The organism is Alphaproteobacteria bacterium, assembly GCA_019635875.1.
Classification (GTDB): Bacteria; Pseudomonadota; Alphaproteobacteria; order Reyranellales; family Reyranellaceae; genus JAFAZJ01.
This window is the reverse complement of sequence record JAHBYP010000013.1, coordinates 60,661-87,307: the sequence shown is the minus strand read 5'-3', so window position 1 is coordinate 87,307 and position 26,647 is coordinate 60,661. Positions and strand designations below refer to the sequence as shown.

The 26,647-nt window shown below is 68.5% G+C and carries 26 protein-coding genes and 1 pseudogene; 16 read left to right on the top strand and 11 right to left on the bottom strand.

Annotated features, from left to right (window positions below):
- The first annotated feature begins 150 nt into the window (after positions 1-150).
- From KF889_29370 to KF889_29360, 3 genes are all read left to right on the top strand, one after another.
- Positions 151-1,620: a tyrosinase family protein gene (locus tag KF889_29370; GenBank protein MBX3503571.1), complete on the top strand. Its 1,470-nt coding sequence runs from the start codon at positions 151-153 to the stop codon at positions 1,618-1,620.
- Positions 1,617-2,324, top strand: a complete 708-nt coding sequence (locus KF889_29365) for a DUF2182 domain-containing protein (protein ID MBX3503570.1) — start codon at positions 1,617-1,619, stop codon at positions 2,322-2,324. Before KF889_29370 ends, KF889_29365 begins: the two co-directional genes overlap by 4 nt.
- A 99-nt stretch (positions 2,325-2,423) precedes the next feature.
- Entirely contained in the window at positions 2,424-3,041 is a 618-nt protein-coding gene (locus KF889_29360; GenBank protein MBX3503569.1) for a hypothetical protein, read from the top strand.
- A gap of 13 nt (positions 3,042-3,054) precedes the next feature.
- Here KF889_29360 and KF889_29355 read toward each other — a convergent pair whose 3' ends face one another.
- A complete protein-coding gene (locus tag KF889_29355; protein ID MBX3503568.1) occupies positions 3,055-4,809 on the bottom strand; it encodes a long-chain-fatty-acid--CoA ligase in 1,755 nt (584 codons plus the stop codon).
- A 304-nt stretch (positions 4,810-5,113) separates the two neighbouring features.
- Positions 5,114-5,788: a Crp/Fnr family transcriptional regulator gene (locus KF889_29350; GenBank protein ID MBX3503567.1), complete on the bottom strand. Its 675-nt coding sequence runs from the start codon at positions 5,786-5,788 to the stop codon at positions 5,114-5,116.
- Positions 5,789-5,988: 200 nt separating this feature from the next.
- On the opposite strand from KF889_29350, the gene KF889_29345 reads away from it, so the two are divergent.
- From KF889_29345 to KF889_29310, 8 genes are all read left to right on the top strand, one after another.
- Entirely contained in the window at positions 5,989-7,185 is a 1,197-nt protein-coding gene (locus tag KF889_29345) for an ABC transporter substrate-binding protein (protein MBX3503566.1), read from the top strand.
- Between the two features lie 87 nt (positions 7,186-7,272).
- On the top strand, positions 7,273-8,163 hold the full coding sequence (locus KF889_29340) for a branched-chain amino acid ABC transporter permease (protein MBX3503565.1): 891 nt from the start codon (positions 7,273-7,275) through the stop codon (positions 8,161-8,163).
- Between the two features lie 16 nt (positions 8,164-8,179).
- Complete coding sequence (locus KF889_29335; GenBank protein ID MBX3503564.1) at positions 8,180-9,091, top strand: branched-chain amino acid ABC transporter permease; 912 nt, start codon at positions 8,180-8,182, stop codon at positions 9,089-9,091.
- A complete protein-coding gene (locus KF889_29330) occupies positions 9,027-9,833 on the top strand; it encodes an ABC transporter ATP-binding protein (protein MBX3503563.1) in 807 nt (268 codons plus the stop codon). Before KF889_29335 ends, KF889_29330 begins: the two co-directional genes overlap by 65 nt.
- Positions 9,834-9,841: 8 nt before the next feature.
- Entirely contained in the window at positions 9,842-10,561 is a 720-nt protein-coding gene (locus tag KF889_29325) for an ABC transporter ATP-binding protein (protein ID MBX3503562.1), read from the top strand.
- A 19-nt stretch (positions 10,562-10,580) separates the two neighbouring features.
- A complete protein-coding gene (locus KF889_29320) occupies positions 10,581-11,468 on the top strand; it encodes a branched-chain amino acid ABC transporter permease (GenBank protein MBX3503561.1) in 888 nt (295 codons plus the stop codon).
- 15 nt (positions 11,469-11,483) lie between these two features.
- On the top strand, positions 11,484-12,392 hold the full coding sequence (locus KF889_29315; GenBank protein MBX3503560.1) for a branched-chain amino acid ABC transporter permease: 909 nt from the start codon (positions 11,484-11,486) through the stop codon (positions 12,390-12,392).
- A 5-nt stretch (positions 12,393-12,397) separates the two neighbouring features.
- Positions 12,398-12,829, top strand: a complete 432-nt coding sequence (locus tag KF889_29310) for a FixH family protein (GenBank protein ID MBX3503559.1) — start codon at positions 12,398-12,400, stop codon at positions 12,827-12,829.
- Between the two features lie 246 nt (positions 12,830-13,075).
- Here the strand turns inward: KF889_29310 and KF889_29305 are convergent, their stop codons facing one another.
- Positions 13,076-14,299, bottom strand: a complete 1,224-nt coding sequence (locus tag KF889_29305) for an acyl-CoA dehydrogenase family protein (GenBank protein MBX3503558.1) — start codon at positions 14,297-14,299, stop codon at positions 13,076-13,078.
- Positions 14,300-14,518: 219 nt separating this feature from the next.
- On the opposite strand from KF889_29305, the gene KF889_29300 reads away from it, so the two are divergent.
- Positions 14,519-15,013: a YbjN domain-containing protein gene (locus KF889_29300; GenBank protein ID MBX3503557.1), complete on the top strand. Its 495-nt coding sequence runs from the start codon at positions 14,519-14,521 to the stop codon at positions 15,011-15,013.
- Here KF889_29300 and KF889_29295 read toward each other — a convergent pair.
- A pseudogene (locus tag KF889_29295) lies at positions 15,003-15,658 on the bottom strand (DMT family transporter). The gene KF889_29300 and the pseudogene KF889_29295 overlap by 11 nt on opposite strands.
- Before the next feature lie 56 nt (positions 15,659-15,714).
- On the bottom strand, positions 15,715-16,644 hold the full coding sequence (locus KF889_29290; protein ID MBX3503556.1) for a GNAT family N-acetyltransferase: 930 nt from the start codon (positions 16,642-16,644) through the stop codon (positions 15,715-15,717).
- Positions 16,645-16,748: 104 nt separating this feature from the next.
- Here KF889_29290 and KF889_29285 point away from each other — a divergent pair, with 104 nt between their 5' ends.
- A complete protein-coding gene (locus KF889_29285) occupies positions 16,749-18,629 on the top strand; it encodes an AMP-binding protein (GenBank protein MBX3503555.1) in 1,881 nt (626 codons plus the stop codon).
- A 321-nt stretch (positions 18,630-18,950) separates the two neighbouring features.
- On the opposite strand, the gene KF889_29280 is transcribed toward KF889_29285, so the two are convergent.
- From KF889_29280 to KF889_29270, 3 genes are read right to left on the bottom strand one after another with little or no spacing between them, the layout of a single operon-like run.
- The gene (locus tag KF889_29280) at positions 18,951-19,127 is read right to left on the bottom strand and encodes a hypothetical protein (protein ID MBX3503554.1); all 177 of its coding nucleotides are present in this window, start codon (positions 19,125-19,127) and stop codon (positions 18,951-18,953) included.
- A 37-nt stretch (positions 19,128-19,164) separates the two neighbouring features.
- Positions 19,165-19,935 carry an acetoacetate decarboxylase family protein gene (locus tag KF889_29275; protein MBX3503553.1) on the bottom strand — a complete coding sequence of 257 codons (771 nt, stop codon included), beginning with the start codon at positions 19,933-19,935 and terminating at the stop codon, positions 19,165-19,167.
- 3 nt (positions 19,936-19,938) lie between these two features.
- On the bottom strand, positions 19,939-21,042 hold the full coding sequence (locus KF889_29270) for an LLM class flavin-dependent oxidoreductase (GenBank protein ID MBX3503552.1): 1,104 nt from the start codon (positions 21,040-21,042) through the stop codon (positions 19,939-19,941).
- Positions 21,043-21,370: 328 nt separating this feature from the next.
- Here KF889_29270 and KF889_29265 point away from each other — a divergent pair, with 328 nt between their 5' ends.
- Together KF889_29265 and KF889_29260 are read left to right on the top strand one after the other, a co-directional pair.
- Positions 21,371-22,522: a DSD1 family PLP-dependent enzyme gene (locus KF889_29265; protein ID MBX3503551.1), complete on the top strand. Its 1,152-nt coding sequence runs from the start codon at positions 21,371-21,373 to the stop codon at positions 22,520-22,522.
- A 25-nt stretch (positions 22,523-22,547) separates the two neighbouring features.
- Complete coding sequence (locus tag KF889_29260) at positions 22,548-23,198, top strand: glutathione S-transferase family protein (protein MBX3503550.1); 651 nt, start codon at positions 22,548-22,550, stop codon at positions 23,196-23,198.
- Positions 23,199-23,213: 15 nt separating this feature from the next.
- Here the strand turns inward: KF889_29260 and KF889_29255 are convergent, their stop codons facing one another.
- Positions 23,214-23,573, bottom strand: a complete 360-nt coding sequence (locus tag KF889_29255) for a nuclear transport factor 2 family protein (protein ID MBX3503549.1) — start codon at positions 23,571-23,573, stop codon at positions 23,214-23,216.
- Between the two features lie 86 nt (positions 23,574-23,659).
- Between KF889_29255 and KF889_29250 the strand changes: the two genes are divergently transcribed.
- On the top strand, positions 23,660-24,307 hold the full coding sequence (locus tag KF889_29250) for a TetR/AcrR family transcriptional regulator (GenBank protein MBX3503548.1): 648 nt from the start codon (positions 23,660-23,662) through the stop codon (positions 24,305-24,307).
- On the opposite strand, the gene KF889_29245 is transcribed toward KF889_29250, so the two are convergent.
- Both KF889_29245 and KF889_29240 read right to left on the bottom strand, forming a co-directional pair.
- The gene (locus KF889_29245) at positions 24,249-25,400 is read right to left on the bottom strand and encodes an MFS transporter (GenBank protein MBX3503547.1); all 1,152 of its coding nucleotides are present in this window, start codon (positions 25,398-25,400) and stop codon (positions 24,249-24,251) included. The two genes, KF889_29250 and KF889_29245, sit on opposite strands and share 59 nt — an antisense overlap.
- A 67-nt stretch (positions 25,401-25,467) precedes the next feature.
- Positions 25,468-26,589 (bottom strand): CoA transferase, encoded by a 1,122-nt coding sequence (locus KF889_29240; protein ID MBX3503546.1) that lies wholly within the window; start codon positions 26,587-26,589, stop codon positions 25,468-25,470.
- Positions 26,590-26,647: the final 58 nt, after the last annotated feature.

Sequence of the window (26,647 nt, the reverse complement as noted above, 5' to 3'; positions counted from 1 at the left end):
CAGCGACGCGCGGCCAAGCAAACGCACCTGTCTTCCCTCGCTACGCTCGGGATGACGGAACAACTGCACCCCCCGCGCAATGTCTGCAGCGTCGACAGGTTGCGCCATTTTGACGATAGTGCTGCCGCGGCCTTTGCAGGGGAGAGCACGATGGGCAACGGTACCGTGCGCACGCGGCGCGATGTCTGGTCGCTGCAGCAGCCCTGGGATCCGGTGCTCGAATGGTACGCCCGCGGCATCACAGCGATGCAGGCGCGGCCGATCACCGATCCGCTGGGCTGGCGCTACCAGGCGGCGATCCACGGCTATCATCCCAGCGTCGACCCCTACCGCCAGCCGGGCGAGGCGCTGCCGTCCAACGCCGAGATGAGGCGCTACTGGAACCAGTGCCAGCACAGCAGCTGGTTCTTCCTGCCGTGGCATCGCGTCTATCTCGGCATCTGGGAGCGCATGCTGATCGACGCGATCGGGCAGCTCGGCGGCCCGGCCGACTGGGCGCTGCCCTACTGGAACTACAGCGACGCCAGCAACCCCGACGCGCGCAGCCTGCCGCCGGCGTTCATGGCCGCTACGCTGCCCGACGGCGCGGCCAATCCGCTGCGCCTCGACCAGCGCTTCCGCATGGGCGTCGCGCCCGACGGCAGCGTCGGCCTCGACGATTCCGACGTCAGCCTCGACTGCCTGCGCGACGCCAGCTTCACGCTCGACCCGGCCTCCGGCGCGCCGGCCTTCGGCGGGCCGAGCACGCTGTTCAACCATGGCGGCGGCCCCACCGGCAGCCTGGAGCGCACGCCGCACGGCAACGTCCATGTCGCGGTCGGCGGCTTCGACGCCAGCGGCGCCGGGCTGATGAGCCAGTTCGAGACCGCCGGGCTCGATCCGGTGTTCTGGATGCACCACGCCAATATCGACCGGCTGTGGGAGGTCTGGCTCGGCCGCGCCGCCAGCGCGGGCAATCCGACCAGCCTTGACTGGCTCAACGCCACGGGCGCACGCTTCCAGTTCCGCGACCACACCGGCGCGGAGAAGACATATGCGCCGGCCGACGTGCTGGACAGCAGGGCGGAGCCCTTCCACTACGCCTACGACAGCGTCGCCGATCCGCTGCCGGTGATCGTCGCCGGGCCGACGGGCCGCGAGTTTGAGTCGCTCAGGACGAGAGAGAGCGCCATGGCCGAGCTGGTCGGGGCCACCAAGGCCCCCATTCCCCTGTCGTCGGCTAAGACGCAGGTCGGCATCGAGCTGGCGCGGCCCGCCGGGCCGGCGCTGGAGTCGATGCGCGCCGGCCCGCAGCGCGTCTATCTCAACCTCTCCAACATCACGGCCAAGCGCCCGGCGGCGCGCATCAAGGTCTATCTCGGCACCGCCGCCGGCGAGCCGCGCGAGGAGGACCTCGCCGGCACCCTGCCGATGTTCGGCGTCGAGAGCGCCAGCGTCGAGGAATCGGCGCATGGCGGCTCCGGCCTGTCCTACGTGCTCGACATCAGCGCCCTGGTCGAGCGGCTGAAGGCCGAGGGACGCTGGAATCCGGCGCGGCTCGACCTGTCGTTCGTCGCGCGCGACCATCTCGGCGCCGATGTCGGTCTGCAGGTCGGCAGCGTCAGCGTCCACTACGAGTGAGCGCGCTGGTCCCATTGCGCCCGCGCGAGCTGACGTGGCGCCATCCGCAATGGTGGCTGGCCGCGTTCGCCATTGCCGGCTGGGCGGTCGTGCTGACGGCGACGCCCGGCGGGTTCGCCGCGCTGTGCCGGGCGATGGGCGCGTCCGACGACAGCCGATTCATCGCCGGGCTTGGCTTCCTCGCGCATTGGCTGGCGATGATCGCGGCGATGATGCTGCCGCTGGCCCTGCCGATGGCGCGCCATGTCGCCTGGCGCAGCCTGTGGCCCGAACGGCACCGCGCCATGGGCTGGTTCGCCCTGGGCTATCTCGCGCCGTGGCTGGTCGCCGGCGTGGCCTGCGGCGCGCTCGCATGGCTGGCCGAGGACTCGCGACCTGCAGCGATGGTGGCCTTCCTCATCGCGGCGGCGTGGCACTGGACACCGGCGCGACGCGCGACGCTGCGTCGATGCCACCGCATTCTGCCCGTGGCGCCCGGCGGACACGCAGGCCGTCGATCGTGCCTCGCCTTCGGCCTCTTCCACGGCCGCGCCTGCGTCATGACATGCGGTCCGCTGATGGTCGCGCTCGTGCTCGCCGGCCATCATCCCGCCGCCATGCTCCTCGTCGCGCTGGTCACGCTGGCGGAGCGGTTCTGGCCGCGACTGCCGCACGCCGCGGCCGGCTGCGTGCCACTGGCACTGGCGACACTGCACCTGGCCTGAAACGATTGTCCTCCCACGGCTCCCGGCACCCTTGATTCACTTGTGTGCAGGGCGCAAGACAGCGGCGGAAGGTCAATCCCAGGGCGATCGATGCGAGCCGTGTCACCACGCCTGATCCTTGCCCGGCTGGGACGTCTCCGGCAGGTCGTAGCGCTGGCGGCTCTAACCATGCTCGCCGCCTGCGCCACCACCTATGTCGTGGCGCCGCCGCCGCTCGTGCCTGCGGCGGCCCGCGCGCCGGTGGCGGTCCTCGACCACGGCCGCCACTCCAGCCTCGTCGTCGGCCTGCCCGACGGCCGCATGGTGCGCTACGCCTATGGCGATTGGCGCTGGTACGCGGAAGGCATGACGGGTGCGGCCGGGGGCTATGCGGCGCTGTTCCGGGAGACGCCAGCCGCGCTCGGCCGTCGGGTGATGGCCGGGCCGCTCACGGCGGAGACGCTGCGCCGGCAGGTCCGCGTGACGATCGAGGACATGCTGCTGCTCGAGGTCGACGCCGCGGCGGCGCAGCGTCTGGTCGACAAGCTCGACGGCATCGCCGAGGCCGGCCGCGCCCGCATGCTCACCAACCGGAATGTCGATCTCGACTTCTTTCCGCACCCGGTGCCCTACACGGAAGCGCACAGCTCGAACCGCGTCCTCGCCGGCTGGCTGCGCGAGATGGGCGCCGAGGTCGAAGGCGACGGCCTGATCGCCGACTGGAAGCTGCGTCGCTGAATGCCCCCTCACCTCATCGGGCAGGACCAGCCGCGGCCCGCATGCCACCGGCGGGCCTTGCGGCGGCGCGCACCTGCTCGCGCAGCACGAACTTCTGGATCTTGCCGGTGGCGGTGGTCGGCAGGGTGCCGAACACCACCGATTTCGGCGCCTTGTAGTGCGCCAGCTGATCGCGGCAGAACGCGATGATCTCCGCGGCGCTCGCCTCGGCGCCGGGCTTGAGCTGGACGAAAGCGCACGGCGTCTCGCCCCACTTCTCGTCGGGCTTGGCGACCACGGCGGCGAGCGCCACCGCGGGGTGCTTGTAGAGCGCGATCTCGACTTCCACGCTCGAGATGTTCTCGCCGCCGGAGATGATGATGTCCTTGGCGCGATCCTTGATCTCGACGTAGCCGTCCGGATGCTCGACGGCGAGATCGCCGGTGTGCATCCAGCCGCCGCGGAACGCCTCGGCGGTCGCCTTGGGCTGCTTGAGATAGCCGAGCATCACGGTGTTGCCGCGCACCATGATCTCGCCGACGCTCGCACCGTCGCGCGCCACGGGCTCGAGCGTCTTGGGGTCGGCCACCATCTGCGCCTCGACGACCGGATAGCGCACGCCCTGCCGGGCGCTGAACGCGGCGCGCTCCTCAAGCGGCAGATCGGCCCAGCGGTCCTGCGGCACGCAGAGCGTCGACGGACCCTGCAGCTCGGTCATGCCGTAGATGTGGGTGACGCGGAAGCCGAGCTCCTCCATCGCCTTGATGACCTTGGCGGGCGGCGGCGAGCCGCCGGTCTGGATGTCGACGATGTGGTCGAAGCGGCGGCGCTGCTCGGCGGGCGCGCCCACCAGCATGCCGAGCACGGTCGGCGCGCCGCACATATGCGTCACGCCGTGCTCGACGATCATCGCGAAGATCAGGGCGGGATCGACCCGGCGCAGGCAGACATGCGTGCCGCCCATGGCGGTCACCGACCACGGGAAGCACCAGCCGTTGCAGTGGAACATCGGCAGGGTCCACAGATAGACCGGCTTCGGCGGCAGCGGCCACGCCATCGTGTTGCCGACCGCCTCGAGGAACGTGCCGCGGTGGTGGTAGACCACGCCCTTGGGATTGCCGGTGGTGCCGGACGTGTAGTTGAGCGCCAGCGGGCCCGATTCATCGAGCACCGGCCGGTCGACGAAGGCCGGATCGCCGGACGCGATGAAGTCCTCGTACTCGATCCGTCCGAGCCGATTGCCGGGCCCGCTGTAGAGCGGGTCGTCGACGTCGACGACCAGCGGCGGCCGCTTGAGGCGGGCGAGCGCCGGGCCGACCTGGGCGGCATATTCGCGGTCGGTGATCAGCACCTTGGCCTCGCCGTGTTCCAGGATATAGGCCACGGTCGCGGCATCGAGCCGCGTGTTGATGGCGTTGAGCACGGCGCCGGCCATCGGGACGCCGAAATGCGCCTCCAGCATCGCCGGCACGTTCGGCAGCATCGCCGAGACGGTATCGCCGGGGCGCACGCCGTGCCGGGCCAGCGCCGAGGCGAGCCGCCGGGCGCGCTCCTCGAGCTGGCGATAGCTGAAGCGCTGCGCGCCGTGCACGACGGCCAAGCGGTCGGGATGGATGGCGGCGGTTCGCGCCAGGAACGAGACCGGCGTGAGCGGGGCGAAGTTCGCCCGGCCAGGCCGCAGGCTAGCGAAAATGCTGCCCGCCTTGCGGGAGCTCCCTGCCCGCTTCGCCGCGGGCTTCGCGGCCTTGCGGGCGGCTCGCCGTCCCGGAATGGCTTTCGCTCTGGCCATGTCTCTCCTCCTCCGGAATGGTCCCGTCCGCACGACGCCGGCGGGATCTGCCTTGTTCGGCTGATGCTAGCAGAGGCCGGTCGGCCGAAGTGTCCCGCTGACGACATTTCCGGTCGCCGCCGCAGGGGCGATCGCTATGGATTTCGCACTTCTCTTCCCCCGGAGGGGGAAGGTGGCGCGCGCAGCGCGATGGAAGGGGGATGTCTCAACGACGCCGCTGTCCGTCTTCGACATCCCCCTTCCGCCCTTCGGGCACCTTCCCCCTCCGGGGGAAGGCAAGACCCCGGTTGCCGCCGGGATCGGCTCAGGCGCCGAAGCGGCGCAAACCGTCGATGTCGAGGACCATGATCATCCTGTACTCGACCTTGATCAGCCCGGCCTTCTGCAGCACGCCGAGCGCCTGGCTGATGCGTTGCCGCGACGCTCCCACGAGGCGGCCGAGCTCGTCCTGCGACAGCTCGATCGAGCGTTCGTGGCCCGGATAGAGGACAGGATGGCACATGTTGGCCAGCGCGTGGGCCACGCGCGCCTCCGGCTCGAGCAGTCGGTCGTGCTCGAACGCGGCCATGAACTGGCCCAATCGCTCGTTGAGCTGCATCAGAATGAAGCGATTGAAGGCGATGCTGGTGTCGAGAAGCTGGAAGAAGGTCGCCTCCGGCATGAACGCGACGCGCGACGGGCGCAGGGCCACGACATCGTACTTGCGGGCCTCGCGCTTGAGCACGGAGCCCTCGCCGAACCACGAACCGCTCGGCACCGCGGCGAACGTCACCGACTTGCCCTCGGGCGACACGTTGCCCAGCTTGACCAGGCCGTCGACCACGCCGAGCCATGCGTCCGCCGGGTCGCCCCGGTGACAGACATGGCCGCCCGGCTCCAGGTCGCGCACGACGATGGCGGCGCGCACGCGCTGGAGCTGATCGGCGGCGAGGTCGCGCGCCCAGCGGTTTCTCTCCAGCATGGCATCGAGCGAGCGCATGACCTGGCCGGGGATGACTGGGCCCGGAACGGCTTGGCCCGAATGTTGGTTCGATGACATTCTAGGTCACCACGATATCCTATCATCGAGGAGGCATGGTGGTTCGGCCCGCCGGCCGCAATGCTACGCGGAACAGGGCATGCTATGCTTCCCGCGTCGCAAGACCAAGAACAAGCACTGCCATACTGAGGGAGGACTCCATGAGACGTCTGCATTCCGCGCTGGCCGTACTCCTCGCAGGTTCGATGCTGTCCCTGCCCGGGAGCCTCGCGGCCCAGGAGCGCACGGTCAAGATCACGGGCTTCGGCGCCAAGTCCGGCGTGGTCCGCGTGTTCGGCATCAACAGCGAGGCGGCCATGAAGGCCGCCGCCGAGGAGATCAACAAGAAGGGCGGCGTCACCCTGGGCGACAACACCAAGGCGAAGCTTGTCGTCGAGTTCCTCGACGATCGCTGCAACGCCGAGGAAGGCATCTCGGTGGTACGCCGCATCGCGTCGACCGACGCCTTCGTCGCGGTCGGCCCGACCTGTTCCAACGTCGCGGAGTCGCTGTTCGGCATCCTGCAGAAGAAGGTCGGCGACGCCTCCGACAGCGGCCTGCAGTTCCCCATCTTCGCCGACGTCGCGGCCAAGGGCGGCCTGGCGAAGATCTCCGAGTGGGCGTTCCGCAACGTGCCCAGCGAATTCGAGATGTACAAGTCGCTGATCGCCTGGGTCAGGAAGGAACATCCCGGCCTGAAGACGATGTACGGCGGCGTCGAGAAGGACTTCGCCCACTCGAACGCGACCTATGGCGTGATGAAGGGCCAGGCCGAGGGCGCCGGCCTGCAGGTGCTCGGAACCGCCGAGTGGCTGCTCAACGACACGTCCTTCTCGACCCAGGTGCGCGACATGAAGCGCGCCAACGCCGACATCGTGGCGATCTCGGCGCATCCCTTCACGACCTGTGGCGTGCTGAAGGAAATGGCCCGCCAGGGCGTCAAGCCGAAACTGCTGATCGGGCTGACCAGCTCGTCGAGCATCGAGACGCTGCAGGGCTGCGCCAGGCAGGCTGAAGGCATCATCATCCCGACCAGCTTCGCGCCGGTGACGCCCGAGGCCAAGGCGGCGGCCGATCAGGTCGCCAAGTTCGGCGGCAGCGCCGACCTGCACAGCGCGGCGGCCTACGAGATCATGTTCATCCTCAAGGATGTGATCGAGAGCCAGAAGATCATGGCCAAGCCCGACACCGTGCAGGCGGATCGCGAGAAGATGCGCAAGGGCCTCGCGGCGCTGACGGAGACCAAGGGCCTGCTCGGCAAGGTCGGCCGCACGGCCGATCGCGAGGCGATCAAGCCCTACCTCTACGTCCATGCCAAGGACGGCAGCTGGCAGGTCCTGCACAGGCCCGCGCTCTAGTGGCCTTGCGCAAGGCGGCGGACCGCATCGGCGGCCCGCCGCCGGTCGCCGCCGTTTCCCTGCCATCGCCGCATACCGGATCCTGACGTGGACCTCCTCGACCTGATCGACGCCGTGCAATCGGTGGCCGATGGCGTGCTGTTCGGCGCCACCTACGCCCTGCTCGGCATCGGCTTCACGATGATCTTCGGCGTGATGCACAAGATCAACCTCTCCTATGCCGCGGCGTCGATCGGTGCGGCCTATGCGAGCCTGCTGGTCATGGCCGTCCTGCCGGTGCCGCCCGTGCTGGCCTACGTGGCGGCGGCGGCGGCCGGTGGCGTGATCGGCGGCCTCGTCTATCTCATCGGCTTCAGATTCATCCCGCTCGCCAACCCGCTGGCCACGCTGATGTCGACGGTCGGCCTTCTGCTGCTGATCGACGAGATCATCGTGCACATGACGGATGGCGTTCCGCTCAACTATCCGGCCCTGTTCTCCGACGTTATCGTCCACGTCGGGCCGTTCGGCCTGCGCGGCGACCTGATGTTCGTCTTTGCGCTGGGCTGCATCTGCATGGTGCTGCTGCTGCTGCTGCTCTATCGCAGCAGGCTGGGGCTTGCCACGCGCGCGGTCTCGCAGCAGCCGACGGCGTCGCTGCTTTGCGGCATCAGCACGACGCGGGTGAACGTCCTCACCTTCGTGATCACCGGCGTGCTCGGCGGCATCGCCGGCGCCATGACCGGGGCGGCCATCGGCATGCTCTCGCCGCTGCTCTCGCTGCCGCTCACCGTGAAGGGGCTGATCGTCACGGTGATCGGCGGGCTCGGCAGCATTCCCGGCGCCATAGTCGCCGGCCTCATCGTCGGCGGGCTGGAGAACGCCTTCCAGTTCTTCCGCGGCGTGTCGGAGCGCGACCTCTACATCATGCTGCTTCTGTTCGCGTTCCTCGTGTTCCGGCCGGGCGGCATCTTCGCCAGGCCGGCGGGCCGCGACTGACGGGGGACGCAGCGCAATGGACTTCTATCTCGGGCTCATCCAGATCATCGGCGTCCACACGCTGCTGGGCCTGTCGGCCTACTGCGTGCTTTTGACCGGCCAGGTCAGCCTCGCCCAGGCCGGCTTCTTCGCGATCGGCGCCTACCTCGCCGGCATGCTGACCGTCCTCGCGCAATGGCCGCTGATCCCGGCCCTTGCCTTGGCCGGCGTGGTTTCCGCCGCCGTCGCCTGCGCCATCGGCTTCCCCGCGCTGCGGGTCAAGGGCCTGATGCTGGTGGTGGCGACGGTGGCCTTCGGCGAAGCCGTGCGACTGTTCTTCTTCAACTTCACCTATCAGATCCAGGCCGGCGCCCTCCATCTCGGGCCGCACGGCGCCGAAGGCTTCCGCCAGATCCGATACTTTCCCGAAAACGGCTGGTCGACCCTCGACGTCGTGCTGTTCATCTGGGTCGTGGTCGCCCTGGTCATGGCCGGGCTGTGGTGGCTCGATCGCTCGCGCGTCGGCGCCGTGCTGCGCGCGGTCGGCGAGGACGAGCTCGCCGCGCAGAGCGTCGGCATCAACATCACGGCCGTGAAGGTCTCGGCCATGACGGTGGGCGGCTTCATCGCCGGCATCGGCGGCGGCATCTTCGCCCACTACACCACGCACATCGAGCATGCCCAGTTCGGCGTCGTGCTGGCGACCTTTGCCATCGCCTATCCGATCCTCGGCGGCCTATCCAACGTGTTCGGCACGCTGCTCGCGGTGATCTTCATCCAGGGCTTCCTGATCGAGGGCCTGCGCTTCATGGGCGACTGGCGCAACCTGCTGTTCGGCGGCCTGATCGTGCTGGCGATGAACGTCCGCCCGCGCGGCCTGCTCGATGCCGGCACGACGCGGGCACTCAAGCGGCTGTTCTCACCGGGCAGGGAGCAGTCCGGTGCTTGAGCTCAAGGGCATCAGCAAGCATTTCGGCGGCGTCCGCGCGGTCGATGGCGTCGACCTGACTGTCGCTCGCGGCGAGATTCTCGCCCTCATCGGTCCCAACGGCTCCGGCAAGAGCACCATCGTCAACCTCATCTGCGGCCTGTTTCCGCTCACGGCCGGCCGCATCGCGCTGAATGGCACCGACATTTCCAGCATGCCGATGCACGCGCGCGTGGCCGCGGGCGTGGCGCGGACCTTCCAGAACATCCGGCTGTTCGGGCAGCTGACGGTCTGGCAGAACCTCTGGGTCGCGCAGAACTCAGGCGAGCAGCGCCGGCAGAACTTCGGCCGGCGCTGGTTCGGCGGCTCGCGCGGCGCCCGCAACGAGATCGAGCGCACGCTCGAGTTCTTCGACCTCGCGCACAAGTCCAATGAGCTGGCGGCGAACCTGGCATTCGGCGAGCAACGCCGCCTCGAGTTCGCCCGCGCGCTGTCGGCGAGGCCCGCGCTGCTGTTGCTCGACGAGCCCGCCGCCGGCATGAACGCCGAGGAGATCGATCAGCTCGACAACCGCATCCGCAAGGTTCGCGACGACGGCGTCACGGTCCTGCTGATCGAGCACCACATGGAGCTGGTGATGGCGATCGCCGACCGCATCGCCGTGCTCAACTTCGGACGCAAGATCGCCGAGGGAACGCCGGCCGAGGTCCAGGCCGATCCGCTGGTGCGGGAGGCCTATCTCGGCGCTCCCGAAGCCGCGTGAAGGTGGGCATGTTCGAGGTCACCGACATCGTCGCGGCGTACGGCCAGATCGAGGCGCTGAAAGGCGTCTCGCTGAAGGTCGAGAGCGGCAAGATCACCTGCCTGCTCGGGCCCAACGGCGCCGGCAAGACGACGCTGATGATGACGATCGCCGGCATCCTGCAGCCGCGGCGTGGCTCGATCCGCCTCGAGGGAACGGAACTCGCCGGCCTTTCGCCGGCGCGCATCGTCTCGCGCGGCGTGGCGCTGGTGCCGGAGAACCGGCTGGTCTTCCCGGACATGAACGTTCGCGAGAACCTGCTGGCCGGCGCCTATCAGCGCCACGACCGGGCCGGCATCGCGTCCGACATCGAGCGGATGTACGGCCGCTTCCCGCGATTGAAGGAGCGGCGCGAGCAGATGGCAGGCACGCTCTCGGGCGGCGAGCAGCAGATGCTCGCGGTCGCGCGCGCGCTCATGTCGCGGCCGCGCCTCCTGCTGATGGACGAGCCCTCGCTCGGGCTGGCGCCGCTGATCGTCGCCGAGATCTTCGATATCATCACCGAGCTCAATCGCGACGGGACCACCATCTTCCTCGTCGAGCAGAACGCTCACATGGCGCTGAAGGTCGCCCACCAGTTCTTCCTGATGGAGCAGGGGCGCATCACGTTCAGCGGCACGCCGGGGCAACTGGCGGAAGACGAGGTCATCCAGCGAGCCTATCTCGGCACCCGACGCACCGAGGGCTGACGCGGGCAATGGAGGGGCGATGATCGACCTCGTCCAGAACACGATCGATGGCCTGATGATCGGCTCGTCCTACGGACTGCTGGCGCTAGGCTTCACCCTCATCTTCGGCGTGATGCGCAGGCTCAACCTGTCCTACGGACCGTCGATCATGATCGGCGGCTATTTCGGAACGGTCGTCTACCTGCAGTTTGGCGCCGGTCCGCTGACCGTCGCCCTGGCGGTGGTGGTTGGCGCGGCAGTGGCCGGCATCTATGTCGAAAGGCTGTGCTTCGCGCCGATGAAGGCCGGCGCGGCCATCGCTTCGATGGTGTCGAGCTTCGCGATCTGGATGCAGCTCGAGCAGGCGGCGATCCTTGTCCTGCCGCGACACACCTATGGCTTTCCGCCGCTCGCCACCGGCGCGCCGCTCGAGCTCGGGCCTTTCGCGATCCGCGGCGACCATCTCGTCATGCTGTGCAGCGCGCTCGCTCTGGCGGCGGCCGTTCAGCTCGTGCTCTACCGCACGCGGTTCGGTCTCGCACTGCGCGCCATCATCGGCAATCCGCTCGCCGCACATCTCGTCGGTGTCGACGTCAGGATGGTGATGCCGCTGGCCTTCGCCGGCGCCTCCGCGGTCGGCGGGGTCGCGGGCTTCCTCGTGCTGGCGGTCGACCAGCAGGTCACGCCGATGTTCGGGATGTGGGCGACCCTGAAGGGCCTGATCGCGATGATGATCGGCGGCCTCGGCTCGGTTCCCGGCGCGATCCTGGGCGGGCTGCTTCTCGGCGTCATTGAGATGCAAAGCCAGTGGTATTTCGGGCCGCAGGTCCGCGACCTGGTGGCCTACTTCGTGCTGTTCGCGTTCCTGGCAATCCGCCCGCGCGGGCTGGTCGGCAGACTGACCGAAGCCCCGACGCAGAAGGCGTGAGCCATGGACGACTACATGATCGGCGTGCTGTCAAACATCGGCGTCGTCTCGTTCGTCGCCCTGTCGGCCTATCTGCTGCTGCTGACGGGCGAGATCTCGTTCGGCCAGCAGGCCTTCTTCGCGATTGGCGCCTACGCCGCGGGAATTGCCACTGCCCTGTGGGGCTGGCCGCTGGCACTGGCCCTCGCCTGGGGCGCCGTGAGCGGCGGCGGTGCCGCGGTGCTGGTCGGCATCCCGACCCTGCGACTGCACGGGCTGTATTTCTCGATCGCCACGCTCGCGTTCGCCGAGATGGTCCGGATCCTGTTCGAGCTGTTCCGCTATCAGGTCGAGATCGACGGCGAGCTGGTGGGGCCCAACGGCGCAGAGGGATTCCGCGCCATCCGCTACATCTTCGACCACAACATCGACGCCGTTCAGTTCCTGCTGCTGATCTACGCTCTGTTGGCAGCGGCCTTGCTGGGGTTCTTCCTGCTCGAGCGGTCGCGGACGGGCGTGGCCTTTCGCATGATCGGCGAGGACGAGACCCTCGCCGGACTGCAGGGAATCCCGGTCGCCGGGCACAAGATCCTCGCCGCCGGGATCGCCGGCGCGCTGGCCGGCGTCGGCGGCGGCCTCTACGCCCATCTGACGACCTACGTGGAGCCGCGCGTCTTCGACGTGATGCTGGGAGTCCACAGCCTTGCCTACGGCCTGATCGGCGGGCTCGGCACGGCGCTCGGTCCGCTGCTCGGCGTCCTGATCGATATCGGCCTGCTCGAGTCGATCAGGCCGCTGGCCGGCTACCGCATGATCATCTTCGGTGGCATCGTCGCGCTGTTGCTGATCGTGCGTCCGCGCGGCCTGCTCGACGAGAGGCTCGTCCACCGCATCGCACGCTGGCTTGTCCGCTCCCGGCCCGCCGGCGTGGACGGGAGGAGGTAGCTGGCATGACGGCCACCAACCTGGCGTTCGCCCTCGCCGCGGCAGTGGCGGCCTGCTCGCCCACGATCGCCATCGCCCAGGTGCGAGCCAAGGCCGAGATCGCCTGCCGCCCGACGCTCACGGCGCTGCACTACGATTGCACCGTCACGCTGACGAACGCGCGGACCAACGCGCCGTTGAGCGGCATTACGCTCACCGTCGGCGCCGACATGCCGTCGATGCCGATGATGCACAACGTGCGGCCCGTGAAAGCGGCGCCAACGGAGGAACCAGGCCGCTACCAGCTCACCCTCGTGCTCGAGATGCACGGCGACTGGATGCTGCAGCTCAACCTGTCCGGGCCGCTGCGTGATCGCATCGTGACACCCATTCGCTTCGAGCCCGACCGGGCGACCCGCCCGGTGGAGCCCCAGCCGCCGGCACGCCGCAAGCCATAGACTCCCGTCGCCGCAGTTACTCCCTCTCCCCGCTTGCGGGGAGAGGGTTGGGGTGAGGGGCTGCATCAAGTGTCGCACCACCGCAGTGCCCAACCTGAAACGACCCCACCCCGACCCTCTCCCCGCAAGCGGGGAGAGGGAGGAGAACACCATATGCGATCGCCCTCCCCGTCGCCGGGATGGAACGATCGACCACCAGCAGAAAGGCCGCCTTTCGGCGGCCTTTCGCTGATGCTGCGGACAGCCTCAATTGTGCTTGGCGATCTCCATGCGGCCGACCTGGTCGCGATGGACCTCGTCCGGACCGTCGGCCAGGCGCAGAGTGCGCTGGTGCGCGTACATGCTGGCCAGCTTGAAGACCTGCGAGACGCCGCCGGCGCCATGCAGCTGCAGGCAGCGGTCGACGACCTTCGAGGTGATGTTGGGCACCGCGACCTTGATCATGGCGATCTGCTGGCGCGCTTCCTTGTTGCCGAACTTGTCCATCGCCCAGGCCGCCTTGAGCACCAGCAGGCGGGCCATGTCGATCTCCATGCGCATGTCGGCGACATGCGCCTTGGTCACGCCCATCTCCGACACCCGCTGGCCGAAGGCGACACGGCTCTTGGCGCGCTTGATCGCCATCTCCAGCGCGCGTTCCGCCACACCGATGGCGCGCATGCAGTGATGGATGCGGCCCGGCCCGAGGCGGCCCTGCGCGATCTCGAAGCCGCGACCCTCGCCCAGCAGCATGTTCTCCTTGGGCACGCGCACGTTGTCGTAGATCACCTCGGCGTGGCCGTGCGGCGCGTCGTCATAGCCGAAGACGTGCAGCATCTTGACGATCTTGATGCCGGGCGTGTCGCGCGGGACGATGATCATCGACTGCTGGCGGTAGGCCGGCGCGTTGGGATCGCTCTTGCCCATGAAGACGATGACCTTGCAGCGCGGGTCGCCCATGCCCGAGGACCACCACTTGCGGCCGTTGATCACGTAGTGATCTCCATCGCTCTCGATGCGGCTCTCGATGTTCTTGGCGTCCGACGAGGCGACCGCGGGCTCCGTCATGGCGAAGCAGGAACGGATCTCGCCGTTGAGCAGCGGCGTGAGCCACTTCTTCTTCAGCTCGGGCGAGGCGTAGCGCGCGAAGACTTCCATGTTGCCGGTGTCGGGCGCCGAGCAGTTGGTCGCCTCCGAGGCGATGCTGGAGCGGCCGAGCACCTCGCAGATCGGCGCGTATTCCAGGTTCGACAGGCCCATCGTGCCGTGCGTGTCGCCGCTGTCGCGGTCCTTGGGCAGGAACATGTTCCACAGGCCGCGCTTCTTCGCCTCGGCCTTGCACTCCTCCATGACGGGCGGCAGCGACCAGCGGTCCTTCGCGCTTTCCATCTGCTGCTCGTAGACCTCCTCGGCCGGGTAGATCACCTCGTCCATGAACTTGTGCATCCGCTCCAGCAGGTCCTTGGTGCGGTCGGAGTATTCGAAATCCATCGTTGCCTCTCCTCGTGCGGCGCTTCCCGCGGCGCGCCGATCGCGCCATCTGCCCGGCGGCCGACCGGCCGGGCTGTCATCGTTGGGATGGCCGGACTCTGGCGCAAATCGACGGTGAAATGAACGGCCATTTTCCCGCACGCCACCACCAGCCTCCGCTTCGCGGAACCGCATCGGATCGACTACGATGCGAGCGGAAATTCCACGCCGGAGACCGTCATGTTTCTTCGATCGATATTCGCCGCAGCGCTCGTGGCCCTGGTGCCGACCCTGGCCGCCGCGCAGATCACGGCGCCGACCAGCGGCGAGGTCGACCCGGCGGATCTGGTGCGCGTCCTGCAGGTGCTGGGCAACACGGCGAAGCTGAGCATAGACAAGGACGGCGAGCCGGAGATCGAGGCCCGCACGCAGAACATCAATTTCGTGATCTTCTTCTACAATTGCCAGAAGCAGGCGCAGCCGGTGCGCTGCCGCAGCTACCAGTTCTGGGCCAGCTTCCACGACCTCAACCCGCAGCCGACGCTGGAGCAGATCAATCGCTGGAACGAGACCAAGCGGCTGGCGCAGGCCTCGACCGACGGCGAGGGCCGCTATCGCCTCAAGATGAACGTCAACCCCAAGGGCGCCGACATCGACGTCAGCTTCCGCGCCTACATGGACTGGTGGAACCTGGCGCTGAAGGAGTACATGCAGCACATCGGCTTCAGGAAGTAGTTCGATGTGCCAGCCACAGCCCGCCGGCGAGGCAGGCCACCGCGGTGAGGAACAGCGGTGACAAGGCCTCGCCCAGCAGCGCCCAGCCGAGCAGCGCCGCGGTCGGCGGGCTGATCGAGACGAAGACCGTCACCTTGGTCGGGCTGGTATGGGCCAGCGCCCAGAGCCAGAGGAAATAGGCCGCGGCGCTGGCCAGGCCGACGAACAGCACCTGCAAACCGCACCGCTGAGCGCCGCCGCGAAGACCGCGGCCTCGCCCCACCAGCCGGCCTCGGCGCCCAGCGCCTTCTCGCCCAGCGCCAGCGCCACGCCGGCGAAGGTCAGCAGCACGCCCGCCGCCTTCGCCAGGCTCAGCCGCTCCAGCCGCATGACGGCGGCCAGCAGCATGGTGAGCAGCGGGAACGTGGCAAAAATCAGGGCCGCGCGCGCCGCGGGCATGCGCTGCAGGCCCCAGTTCAGCAGCGCCACCAGGACGCCGAACTGCACGATGCCGAGCAGCGCCACCGGCACCAGGTCACGCCGCTCGAAGCGCACCCGGCGGATCAGCAGCAGCGGCGGCAGCAGGCAGAGCGCGCCGCCGCTGTAGCGCAGCAGCGCCAGGGTCGCCGGCGGCATCTGCTCGAGCGCCAAGCGGCTGGCGACCATCGCCGCGCCGATCAGCACGCCGTTGGTCGCCGCGGCGAGGATCGGCAGCGCCGGGCTCACACCAGCGCCTTTTCCCAGGTCTCGCCGATCAGGTCCTTGCCGAACTTGTGGTAGCGCTCCTCCTCGACCAGGCGATAGCCCTCGGAGGCGTAGATCGCGCGCGCCGCGACCAGCACGTCGTGCGTCCACAGGGTCATCTTGCGATAGCCCTTCTCGCGCGCGAACCGCTCGCATTCGCGGACCAGCATGCGGCCCAGCCCGCTGCCGCGCGTCTGCGGCTCGACCAGCACCAGGCGCAGCCGCGCCACTCGGGCGCTGTCGCGCACGACGAAGGCGCAGCCCACCGGCCTGCCGTCCTTCTCGGCGATCACCGAGCGCTCGTGCGCCGGATCGAACTCGCGGATGAACTTCGAGGCGATCTCCGCCACAAGGCCCTCGAACTCGTGGTTCCAGCCGAACTCCTCGGCGTAGAGCGTGCCATGGCGGCTCACCACCCAGCCCATGTCGCCGATGCGATGCGGGCGCAGGACGTAGGCGGCGGGCTCGCGGTTGCCTCCCAGCACGCGCTCGATCGTGTCCATCGCCTCGAGCAGCCGGCGCTGGTCCGGCTCGGCCACCTGGCCCAGCATCGCCCGCAGCTCGTTCTGCGAGGCGCGCTCGACGGGCGCGAAGACCCGGCGGCCGGCGCGCGTCACGGCCAGCACCTGGCGCCGCCCATCCTCGACCGAGCGCAGACGCTCGACCACGCCCTGGCGGACCAGCTTCGACAGGATGCGGCTGAGATAGCCGGCATCGAGCCCGAGCTCGCGCACCAGGTCGCTGGCCGCCAGCCCGTCGCGATGCACCAGCTCGTACATCACGCGCCCCTCGGTCAGGCCGAAGGGCCCGTCGTTCAGCCCCTCGCGCAGGGCGCCGATGCGCGCGGTGTAGAAGCGGCTGAAGCGGCGCATGGCGCGCACGCGGCGGTCCAGTTCGGTGTCGCTCATCCGACGATCGTCAACCAGTTAGTTGCTTTAGTCAATCATTGCCGCCGCCGCCCGCCGCCGCTACACCGCCTGCAACAACGAACACGCGTGGTGGAGAAACGTCCTTGGATACCCAGGTGAAGGCGCCGTTCCGGCCGATCGAGTTCCTGAGCCGCGACGTCGAGCTCGACCGTCGCGCCGACGGCAGCATGGTGCTGCGCTCGCGCCACCGGCTGATCCCCTACCGGCGCCACGTGCCGGAGTTCCTGGCGAAATGGGCACACGAGGCGCCGGACCGCGTCTGGCTGGCGCAGCGTCGCGGGCCGGATCGCGCCTGGCTCAAGGTCACCTACGCCGAGGCCAGGCGCCGCGTCGATGCGCTGACCCAGGCCCTGCTCGACCGCGGCTTGGGGCCCGACGGCCCGATCATGCCGATCAGCGGCAACTCGATCGAGTTCGCGCTCCTGACCATGGCGGCGATGCAGGCGCGCGCGCCGCTGGCGCCGGCCTCGCCGGCCTATTCGCTCATGAGCCAGGATCACGCCAAGCTGGCCTACATCGTGAGGCTGATCCGCCCGGCGATGATCTTCGTGCAGAACGGTGCGATGTTCGCCCGTGCACTCGCCTCGCTCGACGCCGCCGGCCTGCTCGAAGGCGTGACCCTGGTGCATGTCGCCGAGGCGCCGCCGGGCCTGCAATCAACGCCCTTCGCGGCGCTCGAGGCGACGACGCCGACCGACGCGGTGGCCCGCTCGCTCGAAGCGATCGACGGCAAGACGGTGGGCAAGTTCCTGTTCACCTCGGGCTCGACCGGCATGCCCAAGGCCGTGGTCAACACCCAGGAGATGATGTGCGCCAACATCGCCATGGGGCAGATGTCGCGCGTGCGCCAGCCGGACGAGCCGCCGGGCGTGATGCTCGACTGGCTGCCGTGGAACCACACCATGGGCGGCAACGCGACCTTCCAGGCCAACCTCGCCGATGGCGGCACGACCTATATCGACGACGGCCGGCCGGTGCCGGGCCTGTTCGAGGAGACGCTGCGCAACCTGCGCGAGGTGCCCACGACGTATTTCGCCAACGTGCCGGCGGGCTTCGCCATGCTGGCCACCGCGCTGGAACGCGACGACGAACTGGCGCGCACCTTCTTCCGCGACCTCAAGGTGCTGGCCTATGGCGGCGCCACCCTGCCCGACGATCTATACGACCGCATGCAGGCGCTGGCGGTGCGCCATACCGGCTATCGCATCCCCTTCGTCACCGGCTGGGGCTGCACCGAGACGGCGCCGACGGCGACCAGCGTGCACTGGGCAAGCGAACGCGTCGGGCTGATCGGCCTGCCCTTCCCCGGCGTCGAGCTGAAGATGATCCCGGCCGGCGAGGACGGTCGCTACGAGCTGCGCCTGCGCGGCATCATCGTCACGCCGGGCTATCACCGGCAGCCCGAGCTCACCGCCACGATGCTCGACGAGGAGGGCTTCTACCGCATCGGCGATGCCGGCCGCTTCGTCGATCCCGACGATCCAGCGCAGGGCCTGGTCTTCGACGGCCGCGTGGTCGAGGATTTCAAGCTGATGTCCGGCACCTTCGTGCTGGTCGGCACGCTGCGCACCACGGTGATCGCCGCCGCCACGCCGGTGCTGCAGGACGCGGTGATCGCCGGGCAGGACAAGGGCTATGTCGCCATCCTCGGCTTCCCCAACATCGCCGCCTGCCGCCTGCTCGCCGGCGACAGCGAGGGCAAGCTGCCGCTCGCCGGCCTGCTGCGCCATCCCGCGGTCATCGCCCGCCTGAAGGACGGCATCGCCGCGATGAACCGGGACGCGCGCGGCTCCTCGATGCAGGTCAAGCGCGCACTCCTGATGATCGAGCCGCCCTCGGTCGACGGCCACGAACTGACCGACAAGGGCTACATCAACCAGCGCGCCACGCTGGCGCGGCGCAAGGCGCTGGTCGACAAGCTCTATGCCGATCCACCGGATCCGGACGTGATCGTCATCGACTAGAGCAGCGAGCCCAGTCTTGAAGTCACCTGTCATCCCGAGCGCAGCGAGGGATCCAGGCAGCTTCCCTGGATCCCTCGCTGCGCTCGGGATGACAGGTGCGTTTGACTTGTCGCTCGTTGCTCTGGCGTCGATCAGCGGCTCGGCGCCTTCTTTCCAGGCGCGGCGTTGACCTGCCGTGGCGTCACCCAGGGCAGGGTGGAGATGTGGTTCAAACTGCCTGGGCGCCAGGACCGAGCGTCCAGTCCACGGTTAAGCAGTGCAGCGCCGCCCATGTGCGTCGTGTAGTCGAGCACCTTCGCCAGGCGTTCCAGATCGAGGTTCTTAAGACGGATGCAGCCGCGCGTCGTCTCCCAAACCTGGGAGGCGGCACGCGGCGAACTCGCCCTCGCTGCGTGCCTCGGTGGACCAGAGGAACTCACCGGCACCACCATGCAGGCGCCGCTGCTTGTGGACCGCGTGAAGGACCAGATGAATGTCCTTGGCGTTGTTCAGCGTCACGACGTCCCCCCGAAGATGCCGGTCACTCGGCTGCCGGCTACTCCTCCACCCGCGACTCGCGAATGCGCCGGGTTCCCTGGAACACCGGCTTGAGCGGATCCATCACGAAGCGGATGCGCGGCAGGTCGGTGTCGACGGTGCAGCAGGTGCCGACGATCGGATCGGCGAGCGTGATACCGCCGGCGTTCCACGCCGCGGCGTCGAAGGCCGAGACCTGCGGCTTGCCGCGCTCGGCCTTGTAGAAGGTGTACTTCGGATCGACCTGGATCAGCAGCGGCGCGGTCTGGCCGTCGAGCGGTGCGTTGGCCGCGGTCACCCAGTTGATGTACTGCACGTCGGAGCCGGCGACGGGCTGCGGGTCGACCAGCGCGCACTCGAGCACCGTCTTGCCGTCCTTCTTCGCCGTGCCCATGACGCGATCGTGCCGGCGCGTGAACTTCACCTCGCCGTGCTCGCCCGGAAAGCCCCAGCGGCTGCGCAGCTCCTTCGCCGCCGCCTCAGTGCTGGCCAGCGCACCCAGCAGGAAGCCGCGCGGATGCGCGCCGGCGCGGCTGCCCAGGCGCAGTACCGCGAGGTTGAAGGCGCCGACCGGGCTCTCGGGATAGCGTGTGAAGGCGGCGATGACGTAGGACGGCAGCGCCGGATGCATCGCCTTGGGCAGCAGACCGTCGGTCGAGCTGCGCGGCACCTCGATCAGCAATTGCATCATCTCGGCCTTGGGCAGGCTCCACGCCTCGGTATCGAGGTTGGCGACCGTGGGCAGGCGCCTGGGGTCCTGCGTGATGTCGAGCGTTCCGTAGAGGGGCATGGCCTACTCCGCCGCGGCGACATTGGCCGGCTTCTGGGCGAAGACTGGCATGACTTCCCTGGCGAACAGGCGAAGGCTCGCCATCACCTGCTCCTGCGGGATCGTCTCGTTGGCGTTGAGGATAAAGTTGATGCAGTCGACGCCCAGCGACTCCCAGTGCTTGACCGCACGGATGATGCGCGCGGGATCGCCGTAGGCCATGCCCTCGGTCTGCTGCTCCGAGGCATCGGGACCGGTGGCGGCGCGGCGCAGCGCCGGCAGCAGGCCGAGCGACTGGTAGGACGGCGAGGAGAACACCTCGCGCGTCGAGATCAGCTGCGTGGCGAGATAGTTGAAGGTGTTGCCCAGCCGCTTGCCGGTCTCGACACCGATCTTCTCGTCCTCGTGGCAGAACAGGAAGTTGGTGGTCGCCACCTGCTCGTTGACGAAGGCGCCGACCGGCTCGCAGAGCTGGATGCGCCGGCGGTACTCCTTGATCTTCTTCTCCTGCTCCTCGAAGCCGGCGAAGGAGAGGCCGAGACTGCCCAGGCCGCGATCGGCGGCGTCGATCTCGGTGCCCGGGCTGGTCACCGCGACCCACATCGGCGGGTGCGGCTTCTGGTAGGGCTTGGGCAGGATGGTGCGCTCAGGCATCGACCAGAACTCGCCCTGGTAGGCGAAGGTCTCCTGCGTCCACATCTTCGGCAGGCAGCGCACGAACTCGTCCCAGCTCTTCTTCGTCGTGTCGGGGTTGGCGCGGAAGCCGCCCAGCTCCGTCCACGTCGCCGAGCGGCCGGTGCCGACCTCGAGCCGGCCGCCCGACAGCAGGTCGAGCGTCGCCGTCTTCTCGGCGATCTTGATCGGGTGGTTGAACTCCGGCACGCACACCACGATTCCGTGGCCGACGCGGATGTTCTTCGTGACCATGGCGCAGGCGGTGAGGAACAGCTCCGGCGCCGAGCAGTGCGAGTACTCCTCGAGGAAGTGGTGCTCGACCGCCCAGACGTTGGAAAAGCCCAGCTGGTCGGCCAGCTTCACCTGCTCCAGGCAGTTGTTGTAGACCTCGCGCTCGCGTTCGGGCGTCCACGGCCGGGGAATGGAGATTTCATAGAAGAGGCCGAACTTCATGGCGTCCTCCGCAATCGAACAATCGAACACTCGTTCTGCCGTCCACGATAGGCACCCCGGCGCCGCCCCGGCAACCGGGACCGGCCACCAACTTTCGCGTGGCAGACATCTTCGGGCCGCGCCGCTCCAGCGGCGCTCATGCTAATACCGACTATTGCTGAAGGGTGACTCACGGCTGTCACCCCGAGCGCAGCGAGGGGTCCTTGAGGCCGCAGGAAAGATCCCTCGCTACGCTCGGGTGACAATGGGGGCGTGTCACTCACCTATGATTCCGTACTAGGGTAACCTGAAGAGCGCCGCTGGAGCGGCGCGGCCCGAAGAGAGTTCAATGCATCCCACCGATTCGCACCGCTTGCACGCCCACCTGATCGGCCAGCAGGGCTCGCGCGGCCTGCTCAACACGCCGGCGCTGTCGCTCGATCTGGAAATGCTGGAGCGCAACATCGCTTCCATGGCGGCGTTCGCCAAGGCGCACAACGTCTCGCTGCGCCCGCACTCCAAGACGCACAAATGCCCGGAGATCTCGCGCTGCCAGATCGAAGCCGGCGCGCTGGGCAATTGCTGCGCCAAGCTGGGCGAGGCCGAGGCGCTGACCGATGGCGGCATCGACGGGCTGCTGATCACGTCGCCGGTCGTCACCCAGCCGGCGATCGAGCGGCTGGTGACGCTCAACGCGCGGGCCAGAGGGTTGATGGTCTGCGTCGATCATCCCGACAATGTCGACGCGCTGGCCAACGCGGCCAAGGCGGCGAAGCAGGTGCTGACGGTGATCATCGACATCGATCCGGGCATCCACCGCACCGGCGTCGCCTCACCCGAGGCCGTCGTGGCTCTGGCGAAGAAGATCGCCGGCCTGCCCTCGCTGCGCTACGCCGGCGTGCAGTTCTATTGCGGCCGGCATCAGCACATCGAGGACTACGCCGAACGCCGCAAGCAGATCATCGAGCGCACGGAATATCTCAAGGGCATCCTCGACCTGCTGGCCAAGGCCAATCTGAAGCCTGGCATCATCACCGGCTCGGGCACCGGCACGCACCAGATCGACGCCGAGCTGGGCGTCTTCACCGAGCTGCAGGTCGGCAGCTACGTCTTCATGGACCACCAGTACAACATCTGCGACCTGCGCGGCGAGAACCGGCCGACCTTCGAGCAGTCGCTGCAGATCGACGCGCGGGTGGTCAGCCGCAACACCCAGGGCATGGCGACGATGGATTCGGGCCTGAAGTCGATGGCCACCGAGGCGGGACCGCCGAAGATCCTGTCCGGTGCGGTGGACGGCAGCACGACGCGCTTCATGGGCGACGAGCATTGCGCCGTGATCGCGCCGGAGGGCCAGGAGGCGCCAGCGTTGGGCGCGCGCGTCGTGCTGGTGCCGCCGCACTGCGATCCGACCGTGAACCTCTACGACGCCTATCACATCGTCAAAGGCGAGACGCTGGTCGACATCTGGACGATCGCCGGCCGCGGCCGCTCGCGCTGATCCAGACCAGCACAGGCTCGCCGCGATGAGCGAACTGACCATCTGGACCTACGACTGGGTGCCTAAAGGCCCGCGTGGCTTTGTGCGTGACCTGAGGCTGAGATGGGCGTGCGAGGAAGCCGGTCTTGACTACGCCGTCCGAACGATCCCATTCGACGATCGCGAGACCAACCATCTTGCGCGCCAGCCGTTTGGCCAGATTCCGTTCCTCGACGACGGAGGGCTGGAGATATTCGAAAGCGGCGCCGGGCTGCTGCATCTGGCGCGCAAGAGCGACAGGCTGATGCCGCCGGATCCGGCTGGACAGGCGCAAACGCTGCAATGGGTGATCGCCGCGCTGAACTCGATCGAGATGGTCAGCGTGCCGTGGTGGTTCCTGGCAATCTCCGGCGACGAGGACAATCAACTCACCGGATGGATGGGCAAGCGCCTCGACCAGCTCGAGAAGGTCCTGAACGAGCGAGAGTGGCTCGTGGCAAACCGCTTCACTGTCGCCGACCTGCTGATGGCGGATGTGCTGCGGGTTCCGAAGGTCCGCGCTTTCGGCCACCGGCCGGCGAGCGAGGCCTATGTAAGCCGTGCGACCGATCGCCCCGCATTCAGGAAGGCCCGCGCCGACCAGATCGGATTCTTCGAGGCGGCCGATCAGAAGAGAACGGTAAAGAGCTCGGACTGAAGGGCGTCCTCGCCCTTAGTTCCGGGTGACGTGGGCGGAGACGCAGAGCCACCTGCCGCCCTGCTTCGCCCACACATCGGTGTAGCGCCCGCGGCCCGGCCGGCCATCGGCCAGGGTGTAGAGTGTGCGCGCGTGGATGATGGCGAAGTCGCCCATCAGACGGATCTCGACGTCCTCGGTGCGCAGGCCGCTGATCGTCACCGGCTTGGCGGTCTGGACGAGGAAGCCGGCGCGGTCGAGCAGCGAGCCGTCGGGATTCGAGCAGCGGAAATCCTGCGCCAGAATCTCGTCGAAGCGCTTCACGTCGCAATGCTGCACCGAGCGGATGTAGTCGTCGTTCAGCGCCGCCAGCGCCTCGTGGTCGGCCTTCGACATTGTCTCCTCCCCTGCGGGTCGGTAAAACAGACTGATAGTCTGTAAAAACCGACTGACAGTCTGTCAAGCGCCGATGGAAGGATGCTGTGGACGGCAAGTACGCCAAGGGACGCGCGACGCGGGCGCGGATCGTCGAGATCGCCACCGGCCTGTTCGCCGGCGCCGGATACGACGCCACCTCGATCGAGACCGTGCTGGCGAAGAGCGCCATCAGCCGCGGCGCGCTCTATCACCACTTCGCGGACAAGGCGGCCCTGTTCGAGGCGGTGCTCGAGGCGATCGAAGCGGACATCGCCCGCACGCTGCGCGCGGCGTCGCTCGGCATCGGCGATCCCGTCGCGGCCATGCGCGCCGGCGGCGACGCCTGGCTCAAGCTCAGCCGCGATCCCGCGGTAAGGCAGATCGTGCTGATCGACGCGCCTTCGGTGCTGGGCTGGCAGAAATGGCGGGAGATCGACGCGCGTTTCGGTTTCGGCCTGATCAAGGCCGGGCTGAAGAACCTGTGCAAGGCCGGCCGCCTCGACGCCGCGATGGTCGAGCCGCTGTCGCACGTGCTGCTGGCCTCGATGATGGAGCTGGCGTTGGTCGTGGCGCGCGCCGACAGGCCCTCGACCGCTGCGCAGTCGGCGCGCCTGTCGCTGCATCGGCTGATCGACCGGCTGCTCGCGGAGCCGGCTACAGCAACGACTCGCCCTTCCAGCGGCGCGAAAGGGCGATCGTCGCGAGCAGGCTGATGCCCGCCAGCACCGCCATGGCGAAGAAGGCGTTGCCGGCGAAGCGGGCGTAGAGCGTGCCGGAGACCTGGAAGACCACGGCGATCACCAGGCCGCTCGCCAGCCCGTAGTACAGGCTTTGCGCCAGCGCCATCGCATGCGTGGGGATCGCCTGGCGCAGGAAGGCCATGGCGCCCAGATGCGTGGCGCCGAAGGTGAGCGCGTGCAGCGCCTGGAGGAAGACCAGCGCGGCGACATCGGTGCCGAGCCAGGGCATCGCCGCCCAGCGGATCAATGCGCCGCCGGCGCCCAGCGCCAGCATGCCCACCGGCCCGAAGCGCGCCGTGAGCGCGCCGCCGATCATGAACAGGCCGATCTCGACCAGCACGCTCTCGCCCCACAGCAGGCTGATCACCACGTCGTCGATGCCGGCGCCGCGCCACGACAGGGTGCCGAAGCTGTAGAGCACGGCATGGCTCGCCTGGCAGAAGCCGCAGGCGACCAGGAACAGCACGAAGGATGGGTTGCGCAGCAGCTCGCCGGCGCGCGCCGTGCCGCGATCGGCCGGCGCGCCGCGCGCGGCCGGCATCGGCAGCCACAGCGCGGCCGGGATCGTCAGCACCACGCCGATGCCCAGCAGGTAGAGCACCCAGGGCGGGCCCCAGCGATCGACGGCGATGCCGGCGGCCAGCGCGCCGCCGATGAAGGTGACCGAACCCCAGACGCGCACGCGCGCGTAGTCGATGCCGCGCTCGCGTGTCACGGCCACGGCGTTGCCGTCGCCCAGCGACAGCAGCGGGTGCCACATCGCGCCCCAGATCATGGTGACGATCAGGTTGGGCCAGAAGCCGTAGGAAAATTCGTAGGCGACGGCCATGGCGAGCGCGCCGGCCAGCAGCGCCAGCATCAGCCCGCGGGTGCCGGCGAGACGCTGGGCGATCCAGCCGACGGCGATGGTCGCCGCCACGGTGACGAACTGGCGCGCCATGTAGATCGTGCCGATCTCGGCATCGCCCACGCCGCGGTCGCGCAGCCATACCGCCCAGTAGCTCAGCGCCGCGCCGCCGGCGAAGAAGTAGGCGGCGAAGAAGTACGCAAGGCGAGCTGGAATCATGCTGGGACCGCCGGTGTCCCGCTGGCACCATGAGGCCGGCGGGACGCCGGCGGTCCCAAGGAAGACCTCACTTGAACTCGGCGCGGATCGCGTCGCTGTGCTCGCCCAGCGCCGGCACCTTGCCCAGGGGCCGGACTTCCCAGTCGAAGGTCGCGGCCAGCGCCGGCAGGGAGACATCGCCCTTGTCGGTGGCGATGGTCGTACGACGCACCTGCGGATGGCCGCCGAGGTCCTTCACCGAGCTGACGCGGGCATAGGCGATCTGTGCCTTCTCCAGCTTCGCGGTGATGCTGTCCCAGGTGTGGCGCCTGAAGACCTCCGAGACGATGGCGTTGGTCTCGTCGCGGACCGCGTTGCGCGCGACGCCCGAGGCGAAGCGCGGATCGTCGGGCATGTCGGGCCGCCCGAGCACGCCATTGCACAGCCTTCGCCACTCGTTGTCGTTCTGGATCGAGATCAGCACCGGCACGTCGTCACCGGTGGGATAGACGCCGTAGGGCGCGATGAAGGGATGCGTCAGCCCCAGCCGCGGCCAGTCGTAGCCGTTGTACTCCCACGACATCAGCGGGATCGCCATCCACTCGGCCATGGCCGAGAACAGCGAGAGCTCGATGTGGCGGCCCTTGCCGTCGCGGCCACGCGCGATCAGCGCCTCGAGCACCGCGGCATGCGCGAACATGCCGGTGCCGATATCGGTGGCGGAGATGCCGACGCGGCCCGGCGCATGGTGCGAGCCGGTGATCGAGGCCAAGCCCGATTCGGCCTGCACCAGCAGGTCATAGGCGCGCCGGTCCTTGTAGGGACCGAAATCGCCGTAGCCCGAGATGTCGACGGTAATCAGGCGCGGGTTGAGCCTGCGCATGTCCTCGGCGCCGAAGCCGGCGCGCCGGGCGGCGCCGGGCGCCAGGTTCTGGATCAGCACGTCGGCCTTGCCGATCATGCGATGCAGCAGCGCCAGGTCCTCCGGCTTCTTGAAGTCGAGCGTCACCGACTGCTTGCCGCGATTGAGGAAGACGAAATAGGCGCTGTCGCCCCTGATATGCGTGTCGTAGCCGCGCGCGAAATCGCCCTCCGGCCGTTCGACCTTGATCACCCGCGCGCCGGAATCGGCCAGCCGCGCCGCGCAATAGGGGGCGGCCACCGCCTGCTCCACCGAGACCACCAGAATGCCGTCGAGCGCGCCGGGCATGCCCGTTCCTCTTGTCCTGTCCTGCCTGAAAGCGGCGCACCATACATGCTATGGTGCG

Coding starts and splice junctions, on each gene's coding strand:
- KF889_29370 (MBX3503571.1), top strand. CDS start 151: ATGGGCAACGGTACCGTGCGCACGCGGCGCGATGTCTGGTCGCTGCAG.
- KF889_29355 (MBX3503568.1), bottom strand. CDS start 4,809: ATGGCCAGAGCGAAAGCCATTCCGGGACGGCGAGCCGCCCGCAAGGCC.
- KF889_29350 (MBX3503567.1), bottom strand. CDS start 5,788: ATGCGCTCGCTCGATGCCATGCTGGAGAGAAACCGCTGGGCGCGCGAC.
- KF889_29345 (MBX3503566.1), top strand. CDS start 5,989: ATGAGACGTCTGCATTCCGCGCTGGCCGTACTCCTCGCAGGTTCGATG.
- KF889_29335 (MBX3503564.1), top strand. CDS start 8,180: ATGGACTTCTATCTCGGGCTCATCCAGATCATCGGCGTCCACACGCTG.
- KF889_29330 (MBX3503563.1), top strand. CDS start 9,027: ATGCCGGCACGACGCGGGCACTCAAGCGGCTGTTCTCACCGGGCAGGG.
- KF889_29325 (MBX3503562.1), top strand. CDS start 9,842: ATGTTCGAGGTCACCGACATCGTCGCGGCGTACGGCCAGATCGAGGCG.
- KF889_29320 (MBX3503561.1), top strand. CDS start 10,581: ATGATCGACCTCGTCCAGAACACGATCGATGGCCTGATGATCGGCTCG.
- KF889_29315 (MBX3503560.1), top strand. CDS start 11,484: ATGATCGGCGTGCTGTCAAACATCGGCGTCGTCTCGTTCGTCGCCCTG.
- KF889_29310 (MBX3503559.1), top strand. CDS start 12,398: ATGACGGCCACCAACCTGGCGTTCGCCCTCGCCGCGGCAGTGGCGGCC.
- KF889_29305 (MBX3503558.1), bottom strand. CDS start 14,299: ATGGATTTCGAATACTCCGACCGCACCAAGGACCTGCTGGAGCGGATG.
- KF889_29300 (MBX3503557.1), top strand. CDS start 14,519: ATGTTTCTTCGATCGATATTCGCCGCAGCGCTCGTGGCCCTGGTGCCG.
- KF889_29290 (MBX3503556.1), bottom strand. CDS start 16,644: ATGAGCGACACCGAACTGGACCGCCGCGTGCGCGCCATGCGCCGCTTC.
- KF889_29275 (MBX3503553.1), bottom strand. CDS start 19,935: ATGCCCCTCTACGGAACGCTCGACATCACGCAGGACCCCAGGCGCCTG.
- KF889_29270 (MBX3503552.1), bottom strand. CDS start 21,042: ATGAAGTTCGGCCTCTTCTATGAAATCTCCATTCCCCGGCCGTGGACG.
- KF889_29265 (MBX3503551.1), top strand. CDS start 21,371: ATGCATCCCACCGATTCGCACCGCTTGCACGCCCACCTGATCGGCCAG.
- KF889_29260 (MBX3503550.1), top strand. CDS start 22,548: ATGAGCGAACTGACCATCTGGACCTACGACTGGGTGCCTAAAGGCCCG.
- KF889_29255 (MBX3503549.1), bottom strand. CDS start 23,573: ATGTCGAAGGCCGACCACGAGGCGCTGGCGGCGCTGAACGACGACTAC.
- KF889_29245 (MBX3503547.1), bottom strand. CDS start 25,400: ATGATTCCAGCTCGCCTTGCGTACTTCTTCGCCGCCTACTTCTTCGCC.
- KF889_29240 (MBX3503546.1), bottom strand. CDS start 26,589: ATGCCCGGCGCGCTCGACGGCATTCTGGTGGTCTCGGTGGAGCAGGCG.